This window comes from Lacinutrix sp. YIN62 (genome assembly GCF_057219185.1).
The window spans coordinates 1-21,633 of the sequence record NZ_JBXVVH010000025.1 but is presented as its reverse complement, the minus strand read 5'-3'; the positions used below and the strand labels follow the sequence as shown (position 1 = coordinate 21,633).

General features: G+C 32.6%; 23 protein-coding genes. 6 read left to right on the top strand and 17 right to left on the bottom strand.

Annotation, left to right across the window (positions count from 1 at the left end; genetic code table 11):
• Window positions 1-5: 5 nt before the first annotated feature.
• From AC2D8I_RS14270 to kynU, 8 genes are all read right to left on the bottom strand, one after another.
• Complete coding sequence (locus AC2D8I_RS14270; RefSeq protein WP_484706699.1) at window positions 6-1,151, bottom strand: hypothetical protein; 1,146 nt, start codon at window positions 1,149-1,151, stop codon at window positions 6-8.
• A gap of 2 nt (window positions 1,152-1,153) precedes the next feature.
• Complete coding sequence (locus tag AC2D8I_RS14265; protein WP_484706698.1) at window positions 1,154-2,239, bottom strand: amidohydrolase family protein; 1,086 nt, start codon at window positions 2,237-2,239, stop codon at window positions 1,154-1,156.
• Window positions 2,240-2,322: 83 nt separating this feature from the next.
• Window positions 2,323-2,856 carry a 3-hydroxyanthranilate 3,4-dioxygenase gene (locus AC2D8I_RS14260; protein ID WP_484706697.1) on the bottom strand — a complete coding sequence of 178 codons (534 nt, stop codon included), beginning with the start codon at window positions 2,854-2,856 and terminating at the stop codon, window positions 2,323-2,325.
• 218 nt (window positions 2,857-3,074) lie between these two features.
• Entirely contained in the window at window positions 3,075-3,857 is a 783-nt protein-coding gene (locus AC2D8I_RS14255) for an SDR family oxidoreductase (RefSeq protein WP_484706696.1), read from the bottom strand.
• An 80-nt stretch (window positions 3,858-3,937) separates the two neighbouring features.
• Window positions 3,938-5,380: an aldehyde dehydrogenase gene (locus AC2D8I_RS14250; RefSeq protein ID WP_484706695.1), complete on the bottom strand. Its 1,443-nt coding sequence runs from the start codon at window positions 5,378-5,380 to the stop codon at window positions 3,938-3,940.
• Between the two features lie 141 nt (window positions 5,381-5,521).
• Window positions 5,522-5,926, bottom strand: a complete 405-nt coding sequence (locus AC2D8I_RS14245) for a RidA family protein (RefSeq protein ID WP_484706694.1) — start codon at window positions 5,924-5,926, stop codon at window positions 5,522-5,524.
• Between the two features lie 4 nt (window positions 5,927-5,930).
• Window positions 5,931-7,328, bottom strand: a complete 1,398-nt coding sequence (locus tag AC2D8I_RS14240; RefSeq protein ID WP_484706693.1) for an FAD-dependent oxidoreductase — start codon at window positions 7,326-7,328, stop codon at window positions 5,931-5,933.
• Entirely contained in the window at window positions 7,321-8,586 is a 1,266-nt protein-coding gene (gene kynU / locus AC2D8I_RS14235) for a kynureninase (RefSeq protein WP_484706692.1), read from the bottom strand. The genes AC2D8I_RS14240 and kynU overlap by 8 nt, the downstream gene beginning before the upstream one ends.
• 165 nt (window positions 8,587-8,751) lie before the next feature.
• On the opposite strand from kynU, the gene AC2D8I_RS14230 reads away from it, so the two are divergent.
• From AC2D8I_RS14230 to AC2D8I_RS14210, 5 genes are all read left to right on the top strand, one after another.
• On the top strand, window positions 8,752-9,522 hold the full coding sequence (locus tag AC2D8I_RS14230) for an IclR family transcriptional regulator (RefSeq protein WP_484706691.1): 771 nt from the start codon (window positions 8,752-8,754) through the stop codon (window positions 9,520-9,522).
• 136 nt (window positions 9,523-9,658) lie between these two features.
• Window positions 9,659-10,612: a hypothetical protein gene (locus AC2D8I_RS14225; RefSeq protein ID WP_484706690.1), complete on the top strand. Its 954-nt coding sequence runs from the start codon at window positions 9,659-9,661 to the stop codon at window positions 10,610-10,612.
• A 409-nt stretch (window positions 10,613-11,021) separates the two neighbouring features.
• The gene (locus tag AC2D8I_RS14220; RefSeq protein WP_484706689.1) at window positions 11,022-11,615 is read left to right on the top strand and encodes a TetR/AcrR family transcriptional regulator; all 594 of its coding nucleotides are present in this window, start codon (window positions 11,022-11,024) and stop codon (window positions 11,613-11,615) included.
• A gap of 44 nt (window positions 11,616-11,659) precedes the next feature.
• Window positions 11,660-12,106 carry a DoxX family protein gene (locus tag AC2D8I_RS14215; protein WP_484706688.1) on the top strand — a complete coding sequence of 149 codons (447 nt, stop codon included), beginning with the start codon at window positions 11,660-11,662 and terminating at the stop codon, window positions 12,104-12,106.
• 27 nt (window positions 12,107-12,133) lie between these two features.
• The gene (locus tag AC2D8I_RS14210) at window positions 12,134-12,583 is read left to right on the top strand and encodes a DUF417 family protein (protein ID WP_484706687.1); all 450 of its coding nucleotides are present in this window, start codon (window positions 12,134-12,136) and stop codon (window positions 12,581-12,583) included.
• Between the two features lie 79 nt (window positions 12,584-12,662).
• On the opposite strand, the gene AC2D8I_RS14205 is transcribed toward AC2D8I_RS14210, so the two are convergent.
• The 7 genes from AC2D8I_RS14205 to AC2D8I_RS14175 form a co-directional block, all read right to left on the bottom strand.
• A complete protein-coding gene (locus AC2D8I_RS14205) occupies window positions 12,663-13,172 on the bottom strand; it encodes a lactoylglutathione lyase family protein (protein ID WP_484706686.1) in 510 nt (169 codons plus the stop codon).
• Window positions 13,173-13,371: 199 nt separating this feature from the next.
• On the bottom strand, window positions 13,372-14,037 hold the full coding sequence (locus AC2D8I_RS14200; protein WP_484706685.1) for a DUF2459 domain-containing protein: 666 nt from the start codon (window positions 14,035-14,037) through the stop codon (window positions 13,372-13,374).
• A 264-nt stretch (window positions 14,038-14,301) separates the two neighbouring features.
• Entirely contained in the window at window positions 14,302-14,706 is a 405-nt protein-coding gene (locus tag AC2D8I_RS14195; protein WP_484706684.1) for a lipocalin-like domain-containing protein, read from the bottom strand.
• 282 nt (window positions 14,707-14,988) lie between these two features.
• On the bottom strand, window positions 14,989-16,254 hold the full coding sequence (locus AC2D8I_RS14190; protein ID WP_484706683.1) for a T9SS type A sorting domain-containing protein: 1,266 nt from the start codon (window positions 16,252-16,254) through the stop codon (window positions 14,989-14,991).
• Between the two features lie 149 nt (window positions 16,255-16,403).
• The gene (locus AC2D8I_RS14185; protein ID WP_484706682.1) at window positions 16,404-17,900 is read right to left on the bottom strand and encodes a S8 family peptidase; all 1,497 of its coding nucleotides are present in this window, start codon (window positions 17,898-17,900) and stop codon (window positions 16,404-16,406) included.
• Between the two features lie 221 nt (window positions 17,901-18,121).
• Window positions 18,122-18,409 (bottom strand): Sec-independent protein translocase subunit TatA/TatB, encoded by a 288-nt coding sequence (locus tag AC2D8I_RS14180; protein WP_484706681.1) that lies wholly within the window; start codon window positions 18,407-18,409, stop codon window positions 18,122-18,124.
• 105 nt (window positions 18,410-18,514) lie between these two features.
• Window positions 18,515-19,042, bottom strand: coding sequence for an inorganic diphosphatase (locus AC2D8I_RS14175; RefSeq protein WP_484706680.1), 528 nt, complete (start codon window positions 19,040-19,042; stop codon window positions 18,515-18,517).
• A 634-nt stretch (window positions 19,043-19,676) separates the two neighbouring features.
• Between AC2D8I_RS14175 and AC2D8I_RS14170 the strand changes: the two genes are divergently transcribed.
• Window positions 19,677-20,036 carry a helix-turn-helix domain-containing protein gene (locus tag AC2D8I_RS14170; RefSeq protein WP_484706679.1) on the top strand — a complete coding sequence of 120 codons (360 nt, stop codon included), beginning with the start codon at window positions 19,677-19,679 and terminating at the stop codon, window positions 20,034-20,036.
• 630 nt (window positions 20,037-20,666) lie between these two features.
• Here the strand turns inward: AC2D8I_RS14170 and AC2D8I_RS14165 are convergent.
• Together AC2D8I_RS14165 and AC2D8I_RS14160 are read right to left on the bottom strand one after the other, a co-directional pair.
• Window positions 20,667-21,065 carry a hypothetical protein gene (locus AC2D8I_RS14165; protein ID WP_484706678.1) on the bottom strand — a complete coding sequence of 133 codons (399 nt, stop codon included), beginning with the start codon at window positions 21,063-21,065 and terminating at the stop codon, window positions 20,667-20,669.
• Window positions 21,066-21,070: 5 nt separating this feature from the next.
• A partial coding sequence (locus AC2D8I_RS14160) for a scabin-related ADP-ribosyltransferase (RefSeq protein WP_484706677.1) occupies window positions 21,071-21,633 on the bottom strand: 563 nt, incomplete at its 5' end.

Here is a 21,633-nt window from a genome sequence, read left to right as displayed (position 1 = left end):
TACGGTTACAAAACGTCACAAAGCAACATATAATCCTCATTTTCAGAAACTTTACTAAACTCCTGCAATAATGTAGGGTCTATAGAAATATGATTAGGAATCATACGCAAACGATAACGTCCTTCGCCTATAAAGGTAAAGAGATCTCTCCGTTCTAATATTTGAGTATTGTCTAATTTTAAAATCGTATTTATATTTTCTATAATTCGAGTTAGGTAGGTTTGATTTTTTATTTCTCCCGATGCACTAACAGAAATACTTTGTAGGTTGCCTTCTCCATATTTTCGCCTAATAGCAAATTTCAATAAATTTTTATACTGGGTCGTTTTAGATCCAAAGTCTATGGTTTGATCAAAAACGCCTTTGGTTGGAATACTTATTTTAACAAGACTCCAATCTATAAAGCTAATCGTCATTTCATTAGGTTTAGGCATGCTTGCCAAGCGAATAACCCAAGTTGTAGCTAATACTAAAAAGACCGAAATTAAAGAGGTTTTGGCAATGATTTTTATTAGGCTATTACTAAAATCATTGGCGTAATCAATAAAGACTTCTGAAAGTTGTGATGAAAACATTAAAACAATCACCAGAACAGAAATAGCTCCTACAATTTTCAAGCCTCTATATGCAAATGTTCTGTAAAAAGAAACCCCAAGAAGGTAGCATAAAAAACCAGATAGTATTAAATCGGGAATACCACTTAGCTTGACCTTGTTTATAATTATATTATCTTTTAAAAAGTAAGACAATAAAAAAGTTACGAATGCAGTGCTAACTATAAGGATTAAAATCTTATAGATATTCTTTTTGTTATTATAAATGAATTTAGGCGCATAATAAAAGTAAAACAAGGCTAACAATAAAAACATATTGTTCATTATAGATAAAAAATGCACGCCAAATTGATAGCTACTTGTATTTTTAAATAAAAAGGAATGCCCTAAATAAGCCCAACCTCCAGAAACAACCCATACAAACATTGCAAAACTTAAATATAACAGCCCTTTGTCTACACGCTTTTGGGAATCATTTTCCTCAAGAATATGTTTAAAACGTTGCCTAATATTGTACCAAATAGCAATTAACAATACGGCTCCTATAAAGGAAATGAAGATATGAGATAAGATGTAAAACTCAGTAACTCCAGTCATTTCTATTTTTTTGTGATCCTATTTATTAATTTTTGTTTGGCTACTTCATCATTACCACACAACCATTGTACCACATTATCTTCCCAGATGTTATCATATTGTGTTTGGTCTATAATATTACGTTCCATAGCCAAATCCAGAATTTTCCCTGGGTAAGAGCTTTGGTTTTCACTTTCCATTTCACCTAAAGGATAGGGGTCATCTAATCCCATAATGACTTGTTTGGAACTCTGGTTTTCCATTAGAAGTTTAAGAGATCCCGTATCATGTACTAAAGTATCAAAAAAAATGTTCTTGTGTCCAACAGATTTTCGAGGATGGGTTTTCCCTTCAAACAAATCAGGTCTACCATCAAATCCTTGAATTCGCCTTCCTAGGTTTATTTGAGCCAATTGCCCACCGTGAGCAAAACAAGTTCTCATATTTGGGTATTTATCTGGATAGCCATTCAATGTTAAAAAGTGATAAGCATCTGCACATTGTGCTAACATCCATATTAAATGAAAACGCCAACTTGTATTTTCTAGTTTTATAAATTTTTCGCCATCATAAGGATGTATTTCTACAGCTAGATTATACTTATTTGCCAATTCAAAAATGGGTTCATTTTCTTCATCAAAAATACAACGCCATGTTCCAATAGTATCCATATAATGTGTTGGTAAGCATAAGAGTTGCATACCAAGCTCTTCAACACAACGTTCTATTTCCCAACATGCACCGCGCACAAAACCTGGATGCACTACAAAACCACAAGTAAATTTACTAGGATTATCATGTTGCACTCTAGCATTAAAATCGTTTTGAAAACGAAGTGCTTGCTTCATTTCTTCCAAGCGCAACCCATTACCATACAATTGTGAGAGATTTAAAACCACCGCATGATCTATTTTAAAACGCTCCATCCATTCCAGTTTTTCTTTTAAGAAAAAACTAGAATCTGTAACAGGACGGCTCCAATCTTTTTGAAGCATAAATTTTTTATCTTCATCGACCCAAAAAATACCTTTATCCTTCATAAATTGAGGGATTTCCTCTGGGTAAGGTAGTAAATGAGAATGTCCGTTTATTCTTAGTTTGCGTTTCATATGTATTTTTCGCTTACACGAAAATTGATTTAAGGTTAACTAAATAGATGTATTTTCGAAGAATTTGTTTACACAAATAACGATTAATTAATTTTCACTTTATTTGGAGGTTGCATAATCTCGCCACAGTTAGGGCAGCTACGTTTGCCTTTGTCGTTATAATATTTATCGAAAATCTTAGGCATATCGGTTTCTATATTTTCTACAATAAAATCTTCTTCATATAGTTTTGTAACACAATTTTCGCAAAACCAAAGTAATGCATCTCGCATTCCTTCAGGGCGCTTATATTCGATAACCAAGCCTACGGTATTAGCCCCACGCTGCGGGGAATGTGGTACTTTGGGAGGTAACAAATAAATATCGCCTTCTTTAATGTGTACATCTTTTGGTACGCCATTATCAATTATTTTTAAAACAATATCCCCTTCTATTTGATAGAAAAACTCAGGTGTTTCATTATAATGATAATCCTTTCTATTGTTTGGTCCTCCAACAACCATTACTATAAAATCACCATCTTTCCATACGCATTTATTACCAACAGGAGGTTTTAATAAGTGTCTATTTTCTTCAATCCAAGCTTTAAAGTTTAAAGGAGATACTAAATTACTCATTGTTATATATTTTAGGCATTATCATATAAAAAAGGGGCATTCGCTAAATTATCTATACCGCTTCTATTATTATTTTTTAATTTATGCAGAAAAAAGTTATTGTCTTAAAAAATCACACATTACAACACTTATTAAAATGTGAAGTAATAAACAATCCTTAATCTATATTTTCGATTAAAGTTAGGCATTACTTTTTAATTAGCACAAGTCGTTAACCGTTAAAGGCTCTTTGTTCTTCCTCCATCAACTGGAAGGTTAATTCCATTAATATAACCTGCGGCTTCACTTGCTAAAAAAGTAATGGCACTTGCAATTTCTTCAGGTTTAGCAAAACGTTTTGCTGGCACAGCGTTTTTCATGGTCTGACTCGTCTCACTTGCACTAATCCCTGTTTTTACGGCTTTATTTTTTATAATTTCATTTAAACGCTCTGTCCCTGTTGCTCCAGGCAATACATTATTTACAGTAATACCATAAGCGCCTAATTCGTTAGATAACGTTTTACTCCAATTCGCAACAGCACCTCTAATGGTGTTACTAACACCTAATCCGTCTAATGGTTGTTTAACAGAAGTAGAGATAACATTAATAATGCGACCAAAACCTTCCTTTTTCATAAAAGGGACAATCGTTTGTGCCAATATGTGGTTGCATTTTAGATGCTGTGTAAAGGCTGCCTCAAATTCGCTTACCTCAGCAGTAAACACAGGTCCTCCTTTGGGACCTCCTGTATTATTAACTAAAATATGAAATCCATTATTTTTTGATATGTAATTTAAAACCAAAGTTTCTAATGCTTCTGGCTTAGAGAAATCTGCAACAATATAATCATGATTAGCTTCTCCAGGAAGCTCGGAGAGTACCTGTTTTAATTTGTCCTCATTTCTCGCAATTAAGGTTACACGTACGCCTTCTGCTGCTAATGCTATAGCAGTTGCTTTTCCTATACCTTGTGTGCTTCCACAAACCAAGGCGTTTTTATTGTTTAAATTTAGATTCATAGTCTCCTCAGTAAAAAAACTGAGCTTTTTTTTAGTTGTTAATTCTAATTTCTTATTAAGGTTTTACTTTTACAAGTCCCTTAATATTTTATACAAACATTCTTAGCTTCTGTAAAGAAACGTAAGGCCTCAAAACCACCTTCTCGTCCTACACCAGAAGCCTTTACACCTCCAAATGGTGTACGAAGATCACGTAGCATCCAAGTATTTACCCAAACAATTCCAGTTTGCAATTGGTTACTCATTCTTATGGTACGCTTTAAATTGTTAGTCCACAAAGTAGCTGACAATCCGTACTTTACATTATTTGCCATTTGCAAAACTTCATCTTCGGTTTTAAAGGGCATAATGGTTACTACAGGGCCAAAAATTTCTTCTTGGTTAACACTACACTCATTATTTGAAACTTCTATAACCGTTGGTTCTAGATAGTATCCCTTTTCAGCTGTAGGTACCATAACTTCATTTCCGCCGCAAAGAATGGTACTCGTATTCTCTTTTTTTGAATTATTTATGTACTCCTTTACCTTTTCCAGGTGAGATTTAGAAACTAAGGCGCCTATGTTTGTACTCTTTTCAGAAGGATGTCCCACTTTCAAGGCTTTTACTTTGGCTACAAAATCAATTTTGAATTGCGTATAAATACTTTCTTCTACAAATATGCGACTTCCGCAAAGACAAATTTGACCTTGATTTGCAAAAGAAGACCGTACAGTGGTATTTAACATATCATCATAATCGCAATCTGCGAAAATGATATTAGGGTTTTTACCGCCTAATTCTAGAGATAACTTTTTAAACATTGGCGCTGCTACTCTAGCGATATGCCCCCCAGTTGCAGTCCCTCCTGTAAAAGAAATCGCTTTAATATCTGGATGTTCTATGATTGCTTGGCCTGTAGAATTTCCTAACCCATGGATAATATTTAAAACGCCATTTGGCAAGCCCGCTTCTGTACAAATATCTCCCAAAAGATAAGCAGTCATTGGAGTGATTTCACTGGGTTTAGCTATGACGCAATTTCCTGCGGCAATAGCTGGTGCTATTTTCCATGTAAATAAATAAAGTGGTAAATTCCATGGTGAAATACATCCTACAACACCTATAGGTTGACGTAAGGTATAATTAATAGCTTGCTGTCCGACACTTTCATGGCTTTCGCTAGCAAATTGTGTAATCGCATTTCCGAAGAAACGAAAATTACTCGCTGCTCTAGGAATATCGACGGCCTTTGCTAATGTTATAGGCTTCCCATTATCCTTACTTTCTGCTTCTGCAAAGCGCTCTAGATTAGCTTCTAATAATTCCGAAATTTTTATTAATATTCTGCTACGTTCTTCTGGCGTAGTTTGTGACCAAACAGGAAAAGTAGCCTTTGCTGCTATATATGCATTTTCTACATCTACTGTGGTCGAATTAGGAATTTGCCCATACACTTCTCCATTTGCAGGACAATAATTATTTATCCAATTATTCTCTATTGGATTATAGAATTTGCCATTTATGTAGTTTTGAATGTTCATATTTTTATCATTATCGCAAAGGAGCTTTTTAAAATTTGACTGTTTAATTTTAAATATTTAGTTTCTTAATTTAAGAACTAATATTATTATAGTCTGCTTTTATTGAATACAAATTATCGTTTTTATTTGTATTTAAGCATACTAGGCTTTTTTATAAGCCATTACCTTTATCTCTACCACCAAGTCTGGGTGCGGCAATTGGTGTACAGCAACCGTTGTACGTGTTGGACCAGTTGCTTTTTCAAAATACTCTGCATAAGCTTTATTGTACCCTGCGAAGTCGTTCATATTAACAAGAAAAGACGTAACATCTACAACATCTTTTAAGCTAGCTCCTTCTTTTGCTAAGTTACGTTCTATATTTTTTATAACTTCTTGAGTTTGTACATAAGCGTCTAACCGTTTTGTTCCCATAGCGTCTATAACTTCAACACCAGCAATACTATTATCTGGCCTACGAGAACTTGTGCCTGACACAAAAATAAAATCCCCTACACGTTTTGCATGTGGATAAGCCCCTCTTGGTGTTACTTTTTTTTCTTCCATATCTTTATTTTAATCCTGCAATATTATCTTCTTCAAGAATAGTATTGGTTTCTTGTTGTACTTTTTTTAGAACCTGACTCAAACTATCCGTTTTACTTATAATGTTATCTGTAAGCATATTTAAGATTGCTTTATCTTGCGCCCTTCCTTTTATCATCGCTTGACTGTATGAAATATCCTCCTTGAATGTTACCATAGAATATTTAGAAAAATAGGTTTTAGGAAATTCTTTTTCTAAAGCCATCTCTAAATTACGCTTTTCTTTAAAAATAGGATTAGCTACATGATCACGCATTTCGTAATAATTATCTATAGCCAAATCTGCAATAGCGTCGGTATCGGCTTTTCTAGATTTCTCATACGTTTTGAAAATAGTTTCCCAATCGCCTTCATATTGTTCTAAAACGCTATCAAAAACGGTTACATCTTCAAAAGACGCATTCATTCCTTGCCCGTAAAAAGGAACGATCGCATGAGCAGCATCTCCCATTAATAGCGTTTTATTTTTATAGTGCCAAGGCGAGCATTTTACAGTCCCTAAAGCTCCCGTAGGGTTATTAGCAAATTCTTCAGCTATATTGGGTATTAAGGCCAAGGCATCTGGGAATTGGGTTTTAAAAAAGGCTTTAATATCACTTTCTGTGTCTAAATCCTTGAAATTATATTCATCATCTTCATAACTTAAAAACAAAGTCACAGTAAAACTACCATCAAGATTGGGCAATGCAATTAGCATATAATTTCCCCTTGGCCAAATATGTAAGTAATCTTTACTTATTTGATGCTCTCCATTTTCCGATGCTGGGATTTCTAATTCTTTATACCCATGTGTTAAGTAATTTTGAGAATAGCTAAACAAAAATTTACGTTCTAAATAATATCCTTTTCGTAAGGACGACCCTGCACCATCTGTTCCAAAAATGACATCTGCAGAAATATCGATATTGGTTTTTGTCTTATAATTATAGAAAGAAGCAGTATTCTTTTCTATATCTACGGTATTACATTTAGTATTAAAATGTATGGTTAAATTATCATAGGCGTCAGCTTCAGTTAAAAGCAAGCCATTTAGTTCGCTTCGTGAGATAGAATTGATATATTCTCCTGCTCTTCCTGAGTAATTTGAAGGAAATGTATTCCCTTCAATATCATGAATTAAACGGCCATACATAGGAATACATAATGGTTTTACTTTATCTGCTACGCCTGCCAAACGCAAAGCTTTTAATCCTCGATCTGAAAGCGCTAAATTTATGGAACGCCCAGCATATATCTCTGTAGTTCTTAAATCTGGTCTACTTTCATAAACAGTAACGGTATAACCGCGTTGTGCTAAACGTAATGCTAATAAAGAACCGCAAAGCCCAGCTCCTATAATGAGTATATTGTCTTTTTTATTCATTTAAAATAGCTTTCAGTTTTTCTACCATATGGTACACATCTTCAAACGAATTATATAGCGGCACAGGAGCGCAACGAATAACGTCTGGTGTTCTCCAATCTGTAATAACACCTGCTTCCGTTAATTTATCATGTAATGTTCTATCGGCATTTTTTACTTGAATAGAAAGTTGGCATCCGCGTTCGTTTGGGTTGCTTGGTGTAATTATATTTATATTAGAATTATCTAATGCATTGATCAAGAATTCAAAATAGCCTGTTAATTTTTTAGATTTTTTTATAAGTTTATCCATTCCAACCATATTAAACATATCGGCAGCGGCTTTAATGGCTGCCATAGATAATATTGGAGGATTACTTAATTGCCAACCTTCAGCTCCTGGTAACACATCAAATTCACCACGCATATTAAAGCGTGTTTCCTTGTTGTGACTCCACCAACCTGTAAAACGATTCAAGCTTGTATTGTGTGCATGACGTTCGTGCACAAAGCACCCCGACAAACTTCCGGGACCAGAATTCATGTACTTGTAAGTACACCATACGGCAAAATCTGCTCCAGAGTCATGCAAATTTAAATTAACATTTCCAGCACCATGAGCACAGTCGAATCCAACGACACAACCATTTTTATGTCCTAATTCGGTAATGCGTTTTAAATCGAAAAATTGTCCTGTGTAATAATTTACGCCTCCAATCATGATTAGTGCTATTTCCTCTCCTTGCGCCGCTAAGATGGCTTCTAAATCTTCATAACGCGCTAATTCTTCTCCTGCTCTTGCTTTCCACAAAACGACACCTTCTTTATCATTAAAACCATGATGGCGTAATTGTGATTCCACAGCATATTTGTCTGAAGGAAAAGCATCGGCTTCTATTAAAATTTTATACCGTTTTGGTGTTGGTTTATAAAAACTAACCATCATAAAATGCAGGTTAGCAGTTAATGTATTCATAACTACAACCTCTATTGGTTTTGCACCAACAACCTTAGCCATACTTTCGGTAAGAAATTCATGGTATGGTAACCATGGGTTTTTAGCTTCGGTATGTCCTTCAACACCAAGATTTGCCCAATCTTCTAATTCTTGGTTTATATAATCTTTTGTAGATTTTGGTTGTAAGCCTAGGGAATTCCCGCAGAGATAAATAAGATCCTTTCCATTTTTATCTTTCGGGATATGGAATTGCGCCCTATATTCTGATAACGCGTCTAATTCATCTTGTTCTTTGGCATAGCTTAAGGTGGCTTTGTTCATTTTGAAAAAAGGTCGTTTTTATTTGAGTTTATTCAAAAGCGTTTCATATATTGAAACACTGTTTCAAAAATAACAATAATTATTGAATAATAAAATGTATCTTATTAAAAGATTGCCTAGACTATTTTCCATTTTTTTTAATAGATTTAAAACACTTGTAAGTTTATGAATGAGGATATCAAAGCGCTTAATTTATCGGTTGTAAAAGCTTTTAGCCTTTTAGACGCCTTTACAGAAAATAAACAAGAATGGGGTGTGCGAGAATTAGCGAAACAAAAGGGCTATAATAAAAGTACAACATATCGCTTATTGAATACATTAGAATCTATTGGTGTATTACAGAAGAGTAATGAAGACAAATACCTTTTAGGGCTTAAACTATTTGAACTGGGAAACTTAGTTTCCATTCATAAATCGTTACGTCAATACTCTATAACGCCGCTAGAAAATATAGCCAGAGACATTAAGGAAACCGTACATTTTGGGGTATTAAGTAAAAATAAGGTCTTGTATTTAAACAAAACAGAAAGCCCGCAAGGCTTAAAAGTAAGTACTCAAATAGGTTCTTATCAAAAAGCATATTGTACGGCAATAGGCAAGGTTCTTTTGGCTTTTTTACCTGAAAAGCAAATCCAAAATTACCTCTCTGAAGTTGTTTTAGAAAAGTGCACTGCAAATACCATAACAACACCAAGCGTACTATTTGAAAAGCTTCAAAAAATAAAAGAGCAAGAATACGCTTTGGATATGGAAGAACTTGAAATGGGACTCATTTGTATTGCCATTCCTGTTTTTAATAAAAAAAAGGAAGTTATTGCCAGCATAAGTGTTTCTGGCCCATCAAGCAGGTTTAAATTAGAAAGTATAGACGAATACCTCACTATTATAAAAAAAGGCGCTCGTGAAATAGAAGCCCGTATGAATCTCTTTAATTGATTCTTATTATAGTCGTAAAACATTATTCACTGTACAATATGCAACTGAGAATAATTTATTAATGTTTTTCTTACAATTAAAATATATTTTGTTCTTTTTTTTTAACACATTTGCATACTGTTTTAAAAACCCTATTATGAAATCTCTAAATATAAAGTTATCGTGGCTTTTCCTTTTGATTCCTATTGGAATTGTTTTTTTTGTAGTTACCCCAGAAATACAAAAAAAATATGAGGCTTATAATGATAGACAACTAACTCTTCAACACGATATCCAGAAGTTAGATTCTTTAAGGCTATTAAAAACCCCAAGTACACGGGATTTACACAAAATAAAATCACTAGAAACCACTGTAAAAGTTCATAAACTAATTTTTGAAAGAGAAAAATTCACCTACTACAAAACAGGTGGTATGCTTGCTATTTTAGCATTTATGGGTATTGGTATGATTGGGACTAGCTACATTTCTTCTAGAAGAAAAAAATCGGCTAAGAACACCCAAATAGCATTTAATTTTGGAAACCCAGAAACAGATGCTATTGGTTCTCAAATTACTTGGGATGCTTTAGAAGGTTCTGGAAGTAATTTTGCTAGTGAAGTCTTAAAAAAAACAGCAAAAGGCTACAAAATAACTTCAAGTTCATTTACAAAGGTTTTTGCTTGGAGCTTTTTCTTAATAGGATTAAACTATATTGTGCTCTCTTTTATTGAATTTAATCAAATTCAAGGCAGCCTTACGTTTATGAAGGCAGGCAAATTATTCTTTACTTCTGGCGGTCCTTTTTTAATAATAGGAATTATTATGCTTATTATGTTTTCAACTAAAGTATTTATACATACTAGAAAAAGAAAAATAGTTATTGACGGTAAAATAATAACTTATCAAGATATATATGCTTTACAAGTACTGGAAAAATTTATACAAGGAAAATCTTCGGGAGGCTATTATGCTTACGAATTAAATTTAATCACCAAACAAGCCGATCGCCATAATTTATTAAACCATGGTGATAAAGATTATATTTTAAGTGACATGATAAAACTTAGTCGCTTGTTTAAGGTTCCTGTATGGAATCGAGGTGTAGTATAAACATCACATAACAGGAATATATAAAATTAATAGAATGTTTTAAAGTTTAATTCTATATCATTATTTCTCTTTTTTGCTTAGATAATGTTAGACGTTTTTTGTGTTTTAAACAAATTCACAAAAGCAAGCATTACTCAGGACTTTAAAACCAGCTTTTTATTGGCTATTTTTATAGTCTGCACGCAATGTATTATAAATATTCGCTTTTAAAAGCGACTAGAGTTAACATTTACACATGTTAACTCTAGTCGTGAATAGCTTCCTTATTAAGATACCGCTCTCCAAACAAAAGGCAATTCACTGAAATATAACGCCTAATACGTTAAAACAATACTAAAATACGCTATTATTGACCAATTAGTCAAAAACTATACATAGTTTTACATTAAAATCAAGAACTCTAGATAAAATGGCGGGAAGACTCCCTAAATACAGTAAGCATTTATTGCTAAAAAAAGCAAGTGATTTGTTTTGGAAGAAAGGCTACCATAATTGTTCTACAGCAGATTTACTGGAAGCCTTAGATATTAATAAAGGGACTTTATATCACACCTTTGGTAGTAAAAAAGCGCTATTTAAGAGTTGCCTTATTTTTTTAGAAGAGGATTGGTTTATACAGATGCAAAATCAACTAAAGACCAGTAAAAATCCTTTTAACGATCTCTCGACTTTTTTTTTCACAATATGTATGGAAACGTCCGAAAAACGACAGATAGGCTGTATACTAGGTAATACCTTAATAGAATCTATAAATAATGATGAAGAATTAGCTAAAATAGCAGAACGCTACCTTCTTAAATTAAAAGCATTGTTCGCATTAGCCATAAGATGTGCATTAGCGAAAAATCAAATTAAATCCAAAACCTCTCCAGAGCAAAGCGCAACTATTTTATTAAATTTTTGGAATGGCATTCAATTAACGAAACGCCTTCCTTATGATGAAAAGGAATTAGAATGGTTAATTCATTTTAATTTACAAGCAATAGCAACTGAATCCCTTTAAAAAAGCTATTTATAACCTGTAGTACTAACAGAAAAAGCAAAAAAATGAAAGATCTAATTATTAAAACAAATCGCTCAAAAACAACATTATTAATAAGAGTTATGGTTGGCTCTGTATTTTTATCTGAAGGGATTCAAAAACTACTATTCCCTGCAATTAGAGGCGCTGGACGATTTGAAAAAATAGGACTTCCTTTTCCTGAGGTTCTTGGGACTTTTGTTGGCACATCAGAAATTGTATTCGGAGCCCTAATTTTTATAGGTTTATTTACTAGAATTGCGAGTATTCAAACGCTTATAATAATGATAGTCGCATTATTAACAACGAAAGCACAACTCTTTATAAATGATGGTTTTTGGGTAATGCTACATGCAGCTCGAACCGATTGGTCTATGCTTTTAGGTAGCGTTTTCCTAATTATAAAAGGAGGTGGAAAATGGTCTTTAGATTCTATTTTATTAGCGCACAAAAAAACAACTATAATAAAATAAATATTTTAAATAAATAATAGAATCGTTATGAATAAAACACAAAAACTAGGACTACAAATAGCTTCTGTTGGCATTTGGATAATATTAATATGGATTGGGATCTTTAAATTTACACCTACAGAGGCACAAGCGATATTACCTTTTATAGAAAATAGCCCTTTTTTCTCATGGCAATTAGCCTTTTGGGACATTCAAACCATATCTAATAGTATTGGAATTCTTGAAATATTAACAGCTTTACTTATGATATTGGGCTTAAAATTTAAAACATTAGGTCAACTCGGCTATTTTCTTGGTGCGGGAACATTTCTTGTAACTATTACTTTTTTATTCTCGACACCTGGAATGTTTAAGTATGTTGATGGGCTTTTAGTCGCAAATGCGTTCTTATTAAAAGATATTATTCTTTTAGGCGTATGTATTGCTCATATTGATTTAAAACAAAAACCTTGGACTTTTTTACTAAATAGAAAATAAAAGCAGACTCATACGACCTATAAAAACACCTTTAAGAAACAGATTTTAGGTTGATACTTGTAGGTTGTATTATTATTGTTTAGCCTTGATAAGCACCTGACGAATACGTTAATTCGTAACTATGGGTATAAATTTCGAAAACGATCCCAAAGGGATCTTCGACATAAACCATTTTATAAGGCTTTTCATTAGGGTAATATTCACGAATTGGCATACGTTGCTTCCCGCCATGATCAACGATTTTCTTTGTTAAATCTTCAATATTTGGATCTTGAACACAAAAATGAAATAAGCCAGTATTAAAAGGGGTAAACTCTGGTTTTTTCGGGGACATATTCGGAAATGAGAACAATTCGATTCCAATGCCATCTGAAGTTGCAAGATGAGCGATTTCGAAGGATTCCCAATCTTCTCCAAACACATCTATACACATTATACCAATAGCTGTTTCTTTTTCTTTTGTCACTTTAGATGGTGGCATAATAACATACCACCCCATTACTTCCTGATAAAACTGAACAGCTTTTTGAATATTTGGAACAGTTATTCCTATGTGAGAAAAGGATCTTGGGTATTTTGCAACGCTCATACTTTTAATACTGTTAATTAAACACTTACACATTAAATTTAACAAAAAAAAACAACTTCATAACTTCTTTTTTTATTAAATAACTTGCAACAGCCCAAATTTAAAATAAGGCACCCTTCTATTTTTGTTCATTAAATGCATACTAAAGCCGTGTTCGCCTCCTTTAAAACGATTTCAATAACAAAAAAACAATTACGCTTTATTGGTATTTGTTTAATAATCCAAAATCGAAAGGTGTCCATAAACAAGACTTTAATCCGCTTTCTTTAAATCCTAAATTCACCCAACTATTGCAAGTGTTAAAGCAGGAATAATTCCCTTTAGATTTATAAAAGTTATCTTTAGAAGAATACCCTTTGTTTTCTAACATTATTTTAGCTCCGATAGCATCACGATCAAATGTATTTAACAAAAAAGTATTTAGTTTTTGCAACTCAGAATCACTTATTTTTATTTCAATCCAATCGGAACGTTTTTGTTGATAACGAACAATATGAATTAACGTTTCGTTTTTTAAGAACAGAGCATTAAGAGCGTTACCAAAAGTTAAATCACTCCAAGTTGGCGTATTAATATAGAAGTTCTCTTCTCCCCAACCAAAAGACAAATATTTTTCTTTTGGATTATATTTTAATCCGGATAGCACTAAGCTATCTATATTTTTTATTGGAATAAGAATATCTAAATGCACGCCATTAGTGGTTAAATAGATTTCTTTATTTAGATTATCCGTATTCTCTACACGCTCTATAGTAATTAATGAAATAGTTAAAGAAAGAATACCATACAGTAATGGTATTAACAAAAGGAATCCTCCCCATTTAAATATTCGCTTTATTACATTCATATACATTAAATCAAGCATCCTAGCCTAAATTTAAATAAATTTTAGTTGTTTAATACCCTCTATCCTCAAATCCAACCTGAAGACTAGCTAGACTACTCCTTCTATAATCAAAACTATTTTTTGCTTTAAAACTTGCTTCAAATTACGTTTTATAGCATTGCGACAGTCTTTTTTTAACATACCTAATATAAATCTCTTCTTTTAAAGAAGGAATTATAAACATTTTAAGCTAAAAAAAAAGCCCTCAAAAAGGGCTTTTTTTTAAAAATTTTAATTTACAGACTACTCTTTTGAAAAAACATAAATATAAGGAGCGTCATAAACCACCGAAAAAGTATCATCATCATTCAAAACGATATTTTCTGTGTATGTGCCTCCCCCTTCTTCTTCTATTGTTATTCTATATGCTTGCTCTCCGAGACTCTCCCATGTACCCGAATCTTCATAGTCCAATTCACAAACATCTTGGTCATCTAAAGAATACGAAGACTCAGAAAGTGTTCCGTCAGAATTAACTGTAAATGAACTTTGCTTCTCACAATCATTAATAGTTTGCTCTTCGCCCGCAACTATAAGTTTTGAATATTTCCATACCCCAACGAATGCATCGTCTGAGCTAGAATCGTCATCACTATCACAGCTAAAAATTAAAGCGCTTACGCATAGCATTAAAAATAATTTTTTCATAATTTATTGTTTTTTATTGATTAATAACTTGTTTTATTACAGAATAAAAAAATTCAAATTTGTAATAAAACAAGTGCAAATGTAAGAAAATTTATGCTTTTCTACATTTTATTCTTTCATTTTTGTATTATTCTTGTATTTAAACAAAGTTATAAACGCAGCGACTTAAGACAATAAATCGCTATAATATCGGTTTAAGGAAATACTTTTATAAATTTAAAACGTCCTTATCAAACTTATTATTAACAGATTACAACATTAAAAACTTATTGAATAAAAGCTTTACATAACAACAACACGCTTTACAACCTCTTCTGCCTTATTTTCGTCATAAAATCTAAACAAATAGACGCCTTGCTGAAAATGTGTAACATCTAAACGTGCGTTACTTCCAACTTCCATATCCAACATTTTACTTCCTGCTAAATTAAATACTTCTAATTTTAAATGTGCTTTTGTAGTATGGGTTATAGTTAAAAAATCTATTGCTGGATTGGGTAACACTGTTAAATCTTTAAATACAGTAGCTCCCTTTTCTAATCCCAAAAGGCTTTCTGTTACAGTAAACAAATGATGATGTGCTTTACAATCTTTGTATGCCGTTAATAATACATTATAAGAATTTGCTATATTAAAGTCGAAAATATGATTAGGATTTAACGCTGTACTTGTTTGTCCATCACCAAAGTCCCAGAGTACGGAATCGTAATTTGTAGACTGGTTTATAAAATTCACAGATCCATCTAAAGCTACAGCCATATCGAAAAGTGCGGTTGCTGTTAATGTAGAAATATTCCAATCTCCTAAATTATTTAGCGTTACCTCTTGCGCTATAGTTCTAAAATAATCGGCTTGCTCATTACTCAATCCTGCATTTACATTAGAGTTTATAATTGTTTTCTTAAACAAAGCATTATAAAAAGTGCATGCTCCCAGAAATGAGCCTTTAGCATTTGGATGAATATCACCATAGCCTCCCCATAAAAACTCTGTATTATCGGTTAACATAGATGTTTTAAAACATTCTCCAACGGGACTAAATGGAATTCCTGTCTCATTAGACATTTGTGTTATATTATTTTTTATAAGCGCTGTACGTTCAAGATATTGCTGGAAACTAGCCTCTGAATTATTTACGATACCATAAGAGATCTCGTAATAATATATTGAAGCACATGGGCTATATTTCAATATAGAGTCTTTTAACTGCGCGCCTCTTTCAATCGTTTCATTTATAGGAAAGGAGAAACCTGGTGATTCATTAGACCCTGGTTGCAAAATTACATAATCCCAGATTTTATCTCTAAATTTCTGGTATAGTGTTTCATTATTAACATGATGTACAAAACCTGTTCCTCCAGGCGTATGTTGCTCTAGCTCTATTTGATACCCTTGCTCTTCGGCTATAGCTTCAAAAGTTTGTGGCAAATTATTAAAATACGTTATACTATTTCCTACAAACAACACCTTTAAAGGGTCGGTTTCTGTTTGAGAATACCCTAGACATAGAAACAAACCTAGAACACTTAGAGATATTATTTTTTTCATATTAGTTGTTTTTCATAAAAAAGCAAAAAATTCACAAATAACACTTTGTTAAATTTTATTTTTTTGCAACAAACTTACATAATTCTCTTTAAAATAATAAAAGCCTTTCAAGATCTTATCTTAAAAGGCTTTTCATTATTTATATGCATTTATTGAACCGCTTGAAGCGCATCGATGTTCCCATAACCAAAATTAGAGTTTCTATTAGGATAAAACTCGGCAGATTGTTTTAGTTTATTTAAAACTTGTGCTTTAGACCAAGAAGGATGCTTTGCCCATACCAAAGCTGCTATTCCTGCTGTAGTTGCTGTAGCAACAGAAGATCCTCCTGTATATTGTCTTTGGTTATTATAAAACCCTAAAACTGGCGGATGCTTACTTGTATTATTGTTTCCTTCCATTATTATGGTAAAATCAATCTTATCTCCATCATGACATACATCACATTTTTCATAATTATTACCGTCAGTTACACCTGTAACTGCTACCGTTTCACTCATAGTTGCAGGAAAAGTAACCCCATACCAATTGGTAAAATTTGTAGATGTCCCGCCTGCTGCAAAAATTAACTTCCCCTTACTATTGGCATATTTTATAGCGTCCTTAATATTTCCGATAGACCACATATAACCTATAGACATCGATATAATTTTAACATCACTCCTATTGCCTAGCTCTACCAAAGCACTAGAAACGCCTTTACGTTCATGATAATCGTTTAAGACCACGTCTTCTGTAGCTCGATACGCCACTAAACTTGAATTATATGCCACGCCCACAGGCATACTGTTATTATTTCTTGGTGCAACCATAGTAGAAGCCATTGCAGTTCCATGTCCACATTTATCATGAGGCCCATCATAGTTATTGGACCACCACCACGCAGAATCTATAAAAGTTCCATATTTTTGAACATAACGCCCATTAGAATCTCCATCATTAAACCCTGATGTATTTAATAATGCTTGTGATTGTGAAATGCCTGTATCTATTAAACCTATAGCCACACCTGCGCCTGTGCTATAATGCCATGCCTGAGGAATATTATGTGCATTAAAATGCCATGACACCTGTACATTATTAGGTGACATTGTCGTGTAATGCGTCCCACTAATATTGTCTCCCGTTTTATCACATCCAGAACTTGAGCGTTCTACTTCAGTTGTATTAAAATGATTATAGCCATTAGGTTCTAAGTAACGTACACCTTTCGTTTCCCGAAGTGCTTTTATGGTTTTATAATGTTTCACTTTAACATCTACAACATTTATAATGTCATGTTCTAGAAAGGTTTCTTTAGAATGCTTATAATCTTCATTATTTTCTACAATTTTTAAAAGGTTTTGTTTTATGTTTTGTAATTTGGATGTGCGTTTTTCACTAAAACTCTCTTCTCTATCGCCATAGCCAATAGTTAGAATCTGATTCCCATGATACACAGCACTCCAAAGCATATGGTCACTTTCGTTTGACCAATTAAACGTTTTGCCTGCATTTAATTGTGCTTCAATTTTCGCATTGATTTCACTAATAGTTAACGGGGTTGAGGGGGTTTGTTGTTCTAACTCTTGAAAATGATGCCCATCGTCTTCTGAACAAGAAAATAGCACAAACAACAACATTGATAATACTAGGTGTTTTTTCATAATAAATTAACGGTTAATTAATAATTATGTTAAATATATTAAATATCAACAAATAAACAGCGTAGATATTATAAGTTAATTATTTTAAATAAATGAGAGTCAGGATTTTGAAGTAAATGAGATAAAATCATCTAAGCTTCTAAAAGAATGGTTGGAAGTTGTTATTGATTCGTATTCTAATATTCAAGTTTAAAAGGAATTAAACTATAAAGACTTATTTTTTACATTTTTCGTCGTATAGACCCTGTAAAATCTTCTAAATCATCTTTTACTTTTTTCAACTCATCGTTAACATCTTTAGAAATGCTAGTATCGATGCCGTGTTGTTCAACACTTTTGGTTATTTCTCCTTTTATATCGTTAGTGGCATCTTTTAATGTACGCATGCCTTTACCTAAGCCTCGCGCTATTTCTGGCACTTTATCTGCCCCAAAAACCATTATTATTATAAGGACAATAATCCCTATTTCTCCTCCACTAATAAATAAAAATGTTGCTAACTGTATCACTTTACAAATATAGTGAGTTGTTTTTAATAGTTTATAAAATATATAAATAAAAAAACCCTTCAAAATTGAAATATTTCGAAGGGTTAACTATTTTTTTGTTTGCTGTTAAATGGTAAAATTACCTTTAACTTTATGCTCACTTGTATCGTAACGATCTACACATTTATTAAGAATCTCGTATGCTTCTTTTGCATCTCCCCAACCGCCAACATCGACTTTTTTCTTTTCTAAATCCTTATAAACTTGAAAGAAATGTTCTATTTCTTTAACAAGGTGTGGATTCATATCGGCCAAATCATTTTTTTGATTCCAAATAGGGTCAGAAACTGGTACACATATAATTTTTTCATCTGGACCTTTCTCATCTGCCATATGAAAAACACCTATAGGCTTTACTTCCATAACACACATAGGGAATGTTGGTTGTGTTCCTAAGACTAATACATCTAACGGATCGCCGTCTAATGCCAAAGTTTCAGGAATAAAACCATAATCTGCAGGATACATCATAGAAGAAAACAACATACGGTCGAAACGAATTTTCTTTAATTCGAAATCATACTCATATTTATTTCTACTCCCTTTTGGTATTTCTATTAAAACGTCGAACGTTAATTTTCCTTTTGGACTCATTAAAAAAATTTATTTCATTCTCAAGACATTGAGAACGTATTATTACTCTAGTTTATTGAAAAAGCAATGTTTTTCGGGCTGCAAAAATACTGAAATGTTTAACTTTGAGCAAGGAATCCTTACTTATATTGTAATATAATAACACTTTAATAAATCTTAAACATATTGAAAAATGCATGTCTATAATAATTAAAACAAATCGTCGTAGCTGAATAGTAATACGTGATGCTAAAAGCTAGTGCTAAACTCTGCTTAGTGATCAAAAACTAGCTCTTTTATTCACAAAACAATACCTCACTTTCACATTTGTTACTGCTTTTATAATTACTGAATATGCTACTAAACTAAGTTTAACAGTAACCATACGTATTACTAAAGCTAAATAATTGCTTATTGAAAATTAAAAAAGCCCTTACATCTCTGTAAAAGCTTTATATTTTTATTTCTTTAGTTTTATACTGTATTTACTCTAAACGCTACTAAGCAAAGCTTAGCAGTAGCCTATGCTACATCGGGGGACACGTGTTACCCGAGCAGGGGTAACCGCTAAGAGGATTCCATAAGAATCTAGGGAATTTAAATTCCAACCCTTCTAATTCAATTCCATCAATAACTCTATTCTCACTAAATGCATATGGCGCCTTTACTTCTCTGTAAAAGCTTTTCTCTTTTTATTTCTACTCTTATTCTTATACCAATCTGTAACGCTACTAAGCTAAGCTTAGCAGTAGCGATACGTGATAACCTAGCGGGGGATATTATTGGAAGATACGAACGGGATGAAGTTAAGCCTTCTATTGAAGTGGCTTCTAAAATAGCTGACATACTCGAAGTAAGTCTTGATTTTTTAATTGGTAAAGTTGATGTGGAAATTGATAACACCCTATTAAAACGTATTATTGAGATTCAAAAAATGGATAATGAAGATAAAGCACATATTCTTTATACTCTTGATGCGCTAATTAAAAATGTGAAGCTTAAAGCTATTCAATAATAAAAAGCCCCCACATCTCTGTAAAAGCTTTTTATTCTTTATTTTTTAATTACTCTTATTTCTTACTCTTACCGCTACTAACTAAAAGTTAGCAGTAGCGACACCTGATCACCCATCGGGGGACTTCAAAAATACTGAAATGTTTAACTTTGAGCAAGGAATCCTTACTTATATTGTGATATAATAACACTTTAATAAAGCTTAGACCTATTGAAAAATGCATGTCTATAATAATTAAAACAAATCGTCGTAGCTGAATAGTAATACGTGATGCTAAAAGCTAGTGCTAAACTCTGCTTAGTGATCAAAAACTAGCTCTTTTATTCACAAAACAATACCTCACTTTCACATTTGTTACTGCTTTTATAATTACTGAATATGCTACTAAACTAAGTTTAACAGTAACCATACGTATTACTAAAGCTAAATAATTGCTTATTGAAAATTAAAAAAGCCCTTACATCTCTGTAAAAGCTTTATATTTTTATTTCTTTAGTTTTATACTGTATTTACTCTAAACGCTACTAAGCAAAGCTTAGCAGTAGCCTATGCTACATCGGGGGACACGTGTTACCCGAGCAGGGGGGGGTTGTTCTATAAAAAAAATAAAATTTTTTTTCATCCATAATATTAAAGACTTTTCATCCAATTATTATAAAATAAATCTTGTTCCATAGGCGGTAAACTCTTGTCCATTTCTACAAATTCAAAAATACTTACTACACATTCATTCTTTGCCTGTTGCCCATTTTTTAGAAAATATGCATTAGAAGTATTCATCATCATTGGAGATGGATAAACATTCACTAAAGCTCCATAACATTTTAAATCAATATTATTTTTTAATAACTTTATTCTAAGCTCCTGTAATGCTAGAAAATGAAATTCATTCTCAACGTTAAATTTCACATCATCAATATCAATACTTAAAGAAACAATATCTTTATCTTCATCTTCTTTAATAAATAATTTAGAAACATTCTCTTTACCACTTAGGGTATTAAAATATTTAATTTTACATATAATCATGTTAACTATTTTTTATAGTTTGGATTTGCTATAAACTCATCCGTTAATTTACCTTTTGACATTTTATAAGCCCCTATTATTTCACTAGATTTCACTCCTCCTTGTATTGCTTGTTCTAATTGCTCTGGAAATGGAGATTTGGTTCCCAAAAGTTTATTAACATCTAATGATTTTTTAGTTTCAATTACGTATAAATAACCATTTTTACCTGCAAAACCTTCTGCTATATCAATACTTGAACTTGAGGAAACAAAATCACCTGCCGTTGTATTACTAGTTGTATGCTTCACTAAATCTCCATGTGTCCCTTTTGACTTAAACCCTTCCTTAAAGACTTTAGCTGGGTCCATTGAAGCCCTTTCTCCTCTATAAACTCTTTTGGCACTTTTTATAGCTTGCTCAACAATTCCTGTACTACCTTTTGCGATTTTTATTGCACGTAAAGCTGGGGCAATTTCAGCAACTCCTGTTAATGCTGAAACTCCTTCAAATACTCTCGCACCTTCTTCTAGACTAAGGTTTCCTTCAGTTATTCTTTCTCGTGCATAACCATTTTTCCAAGTAAATC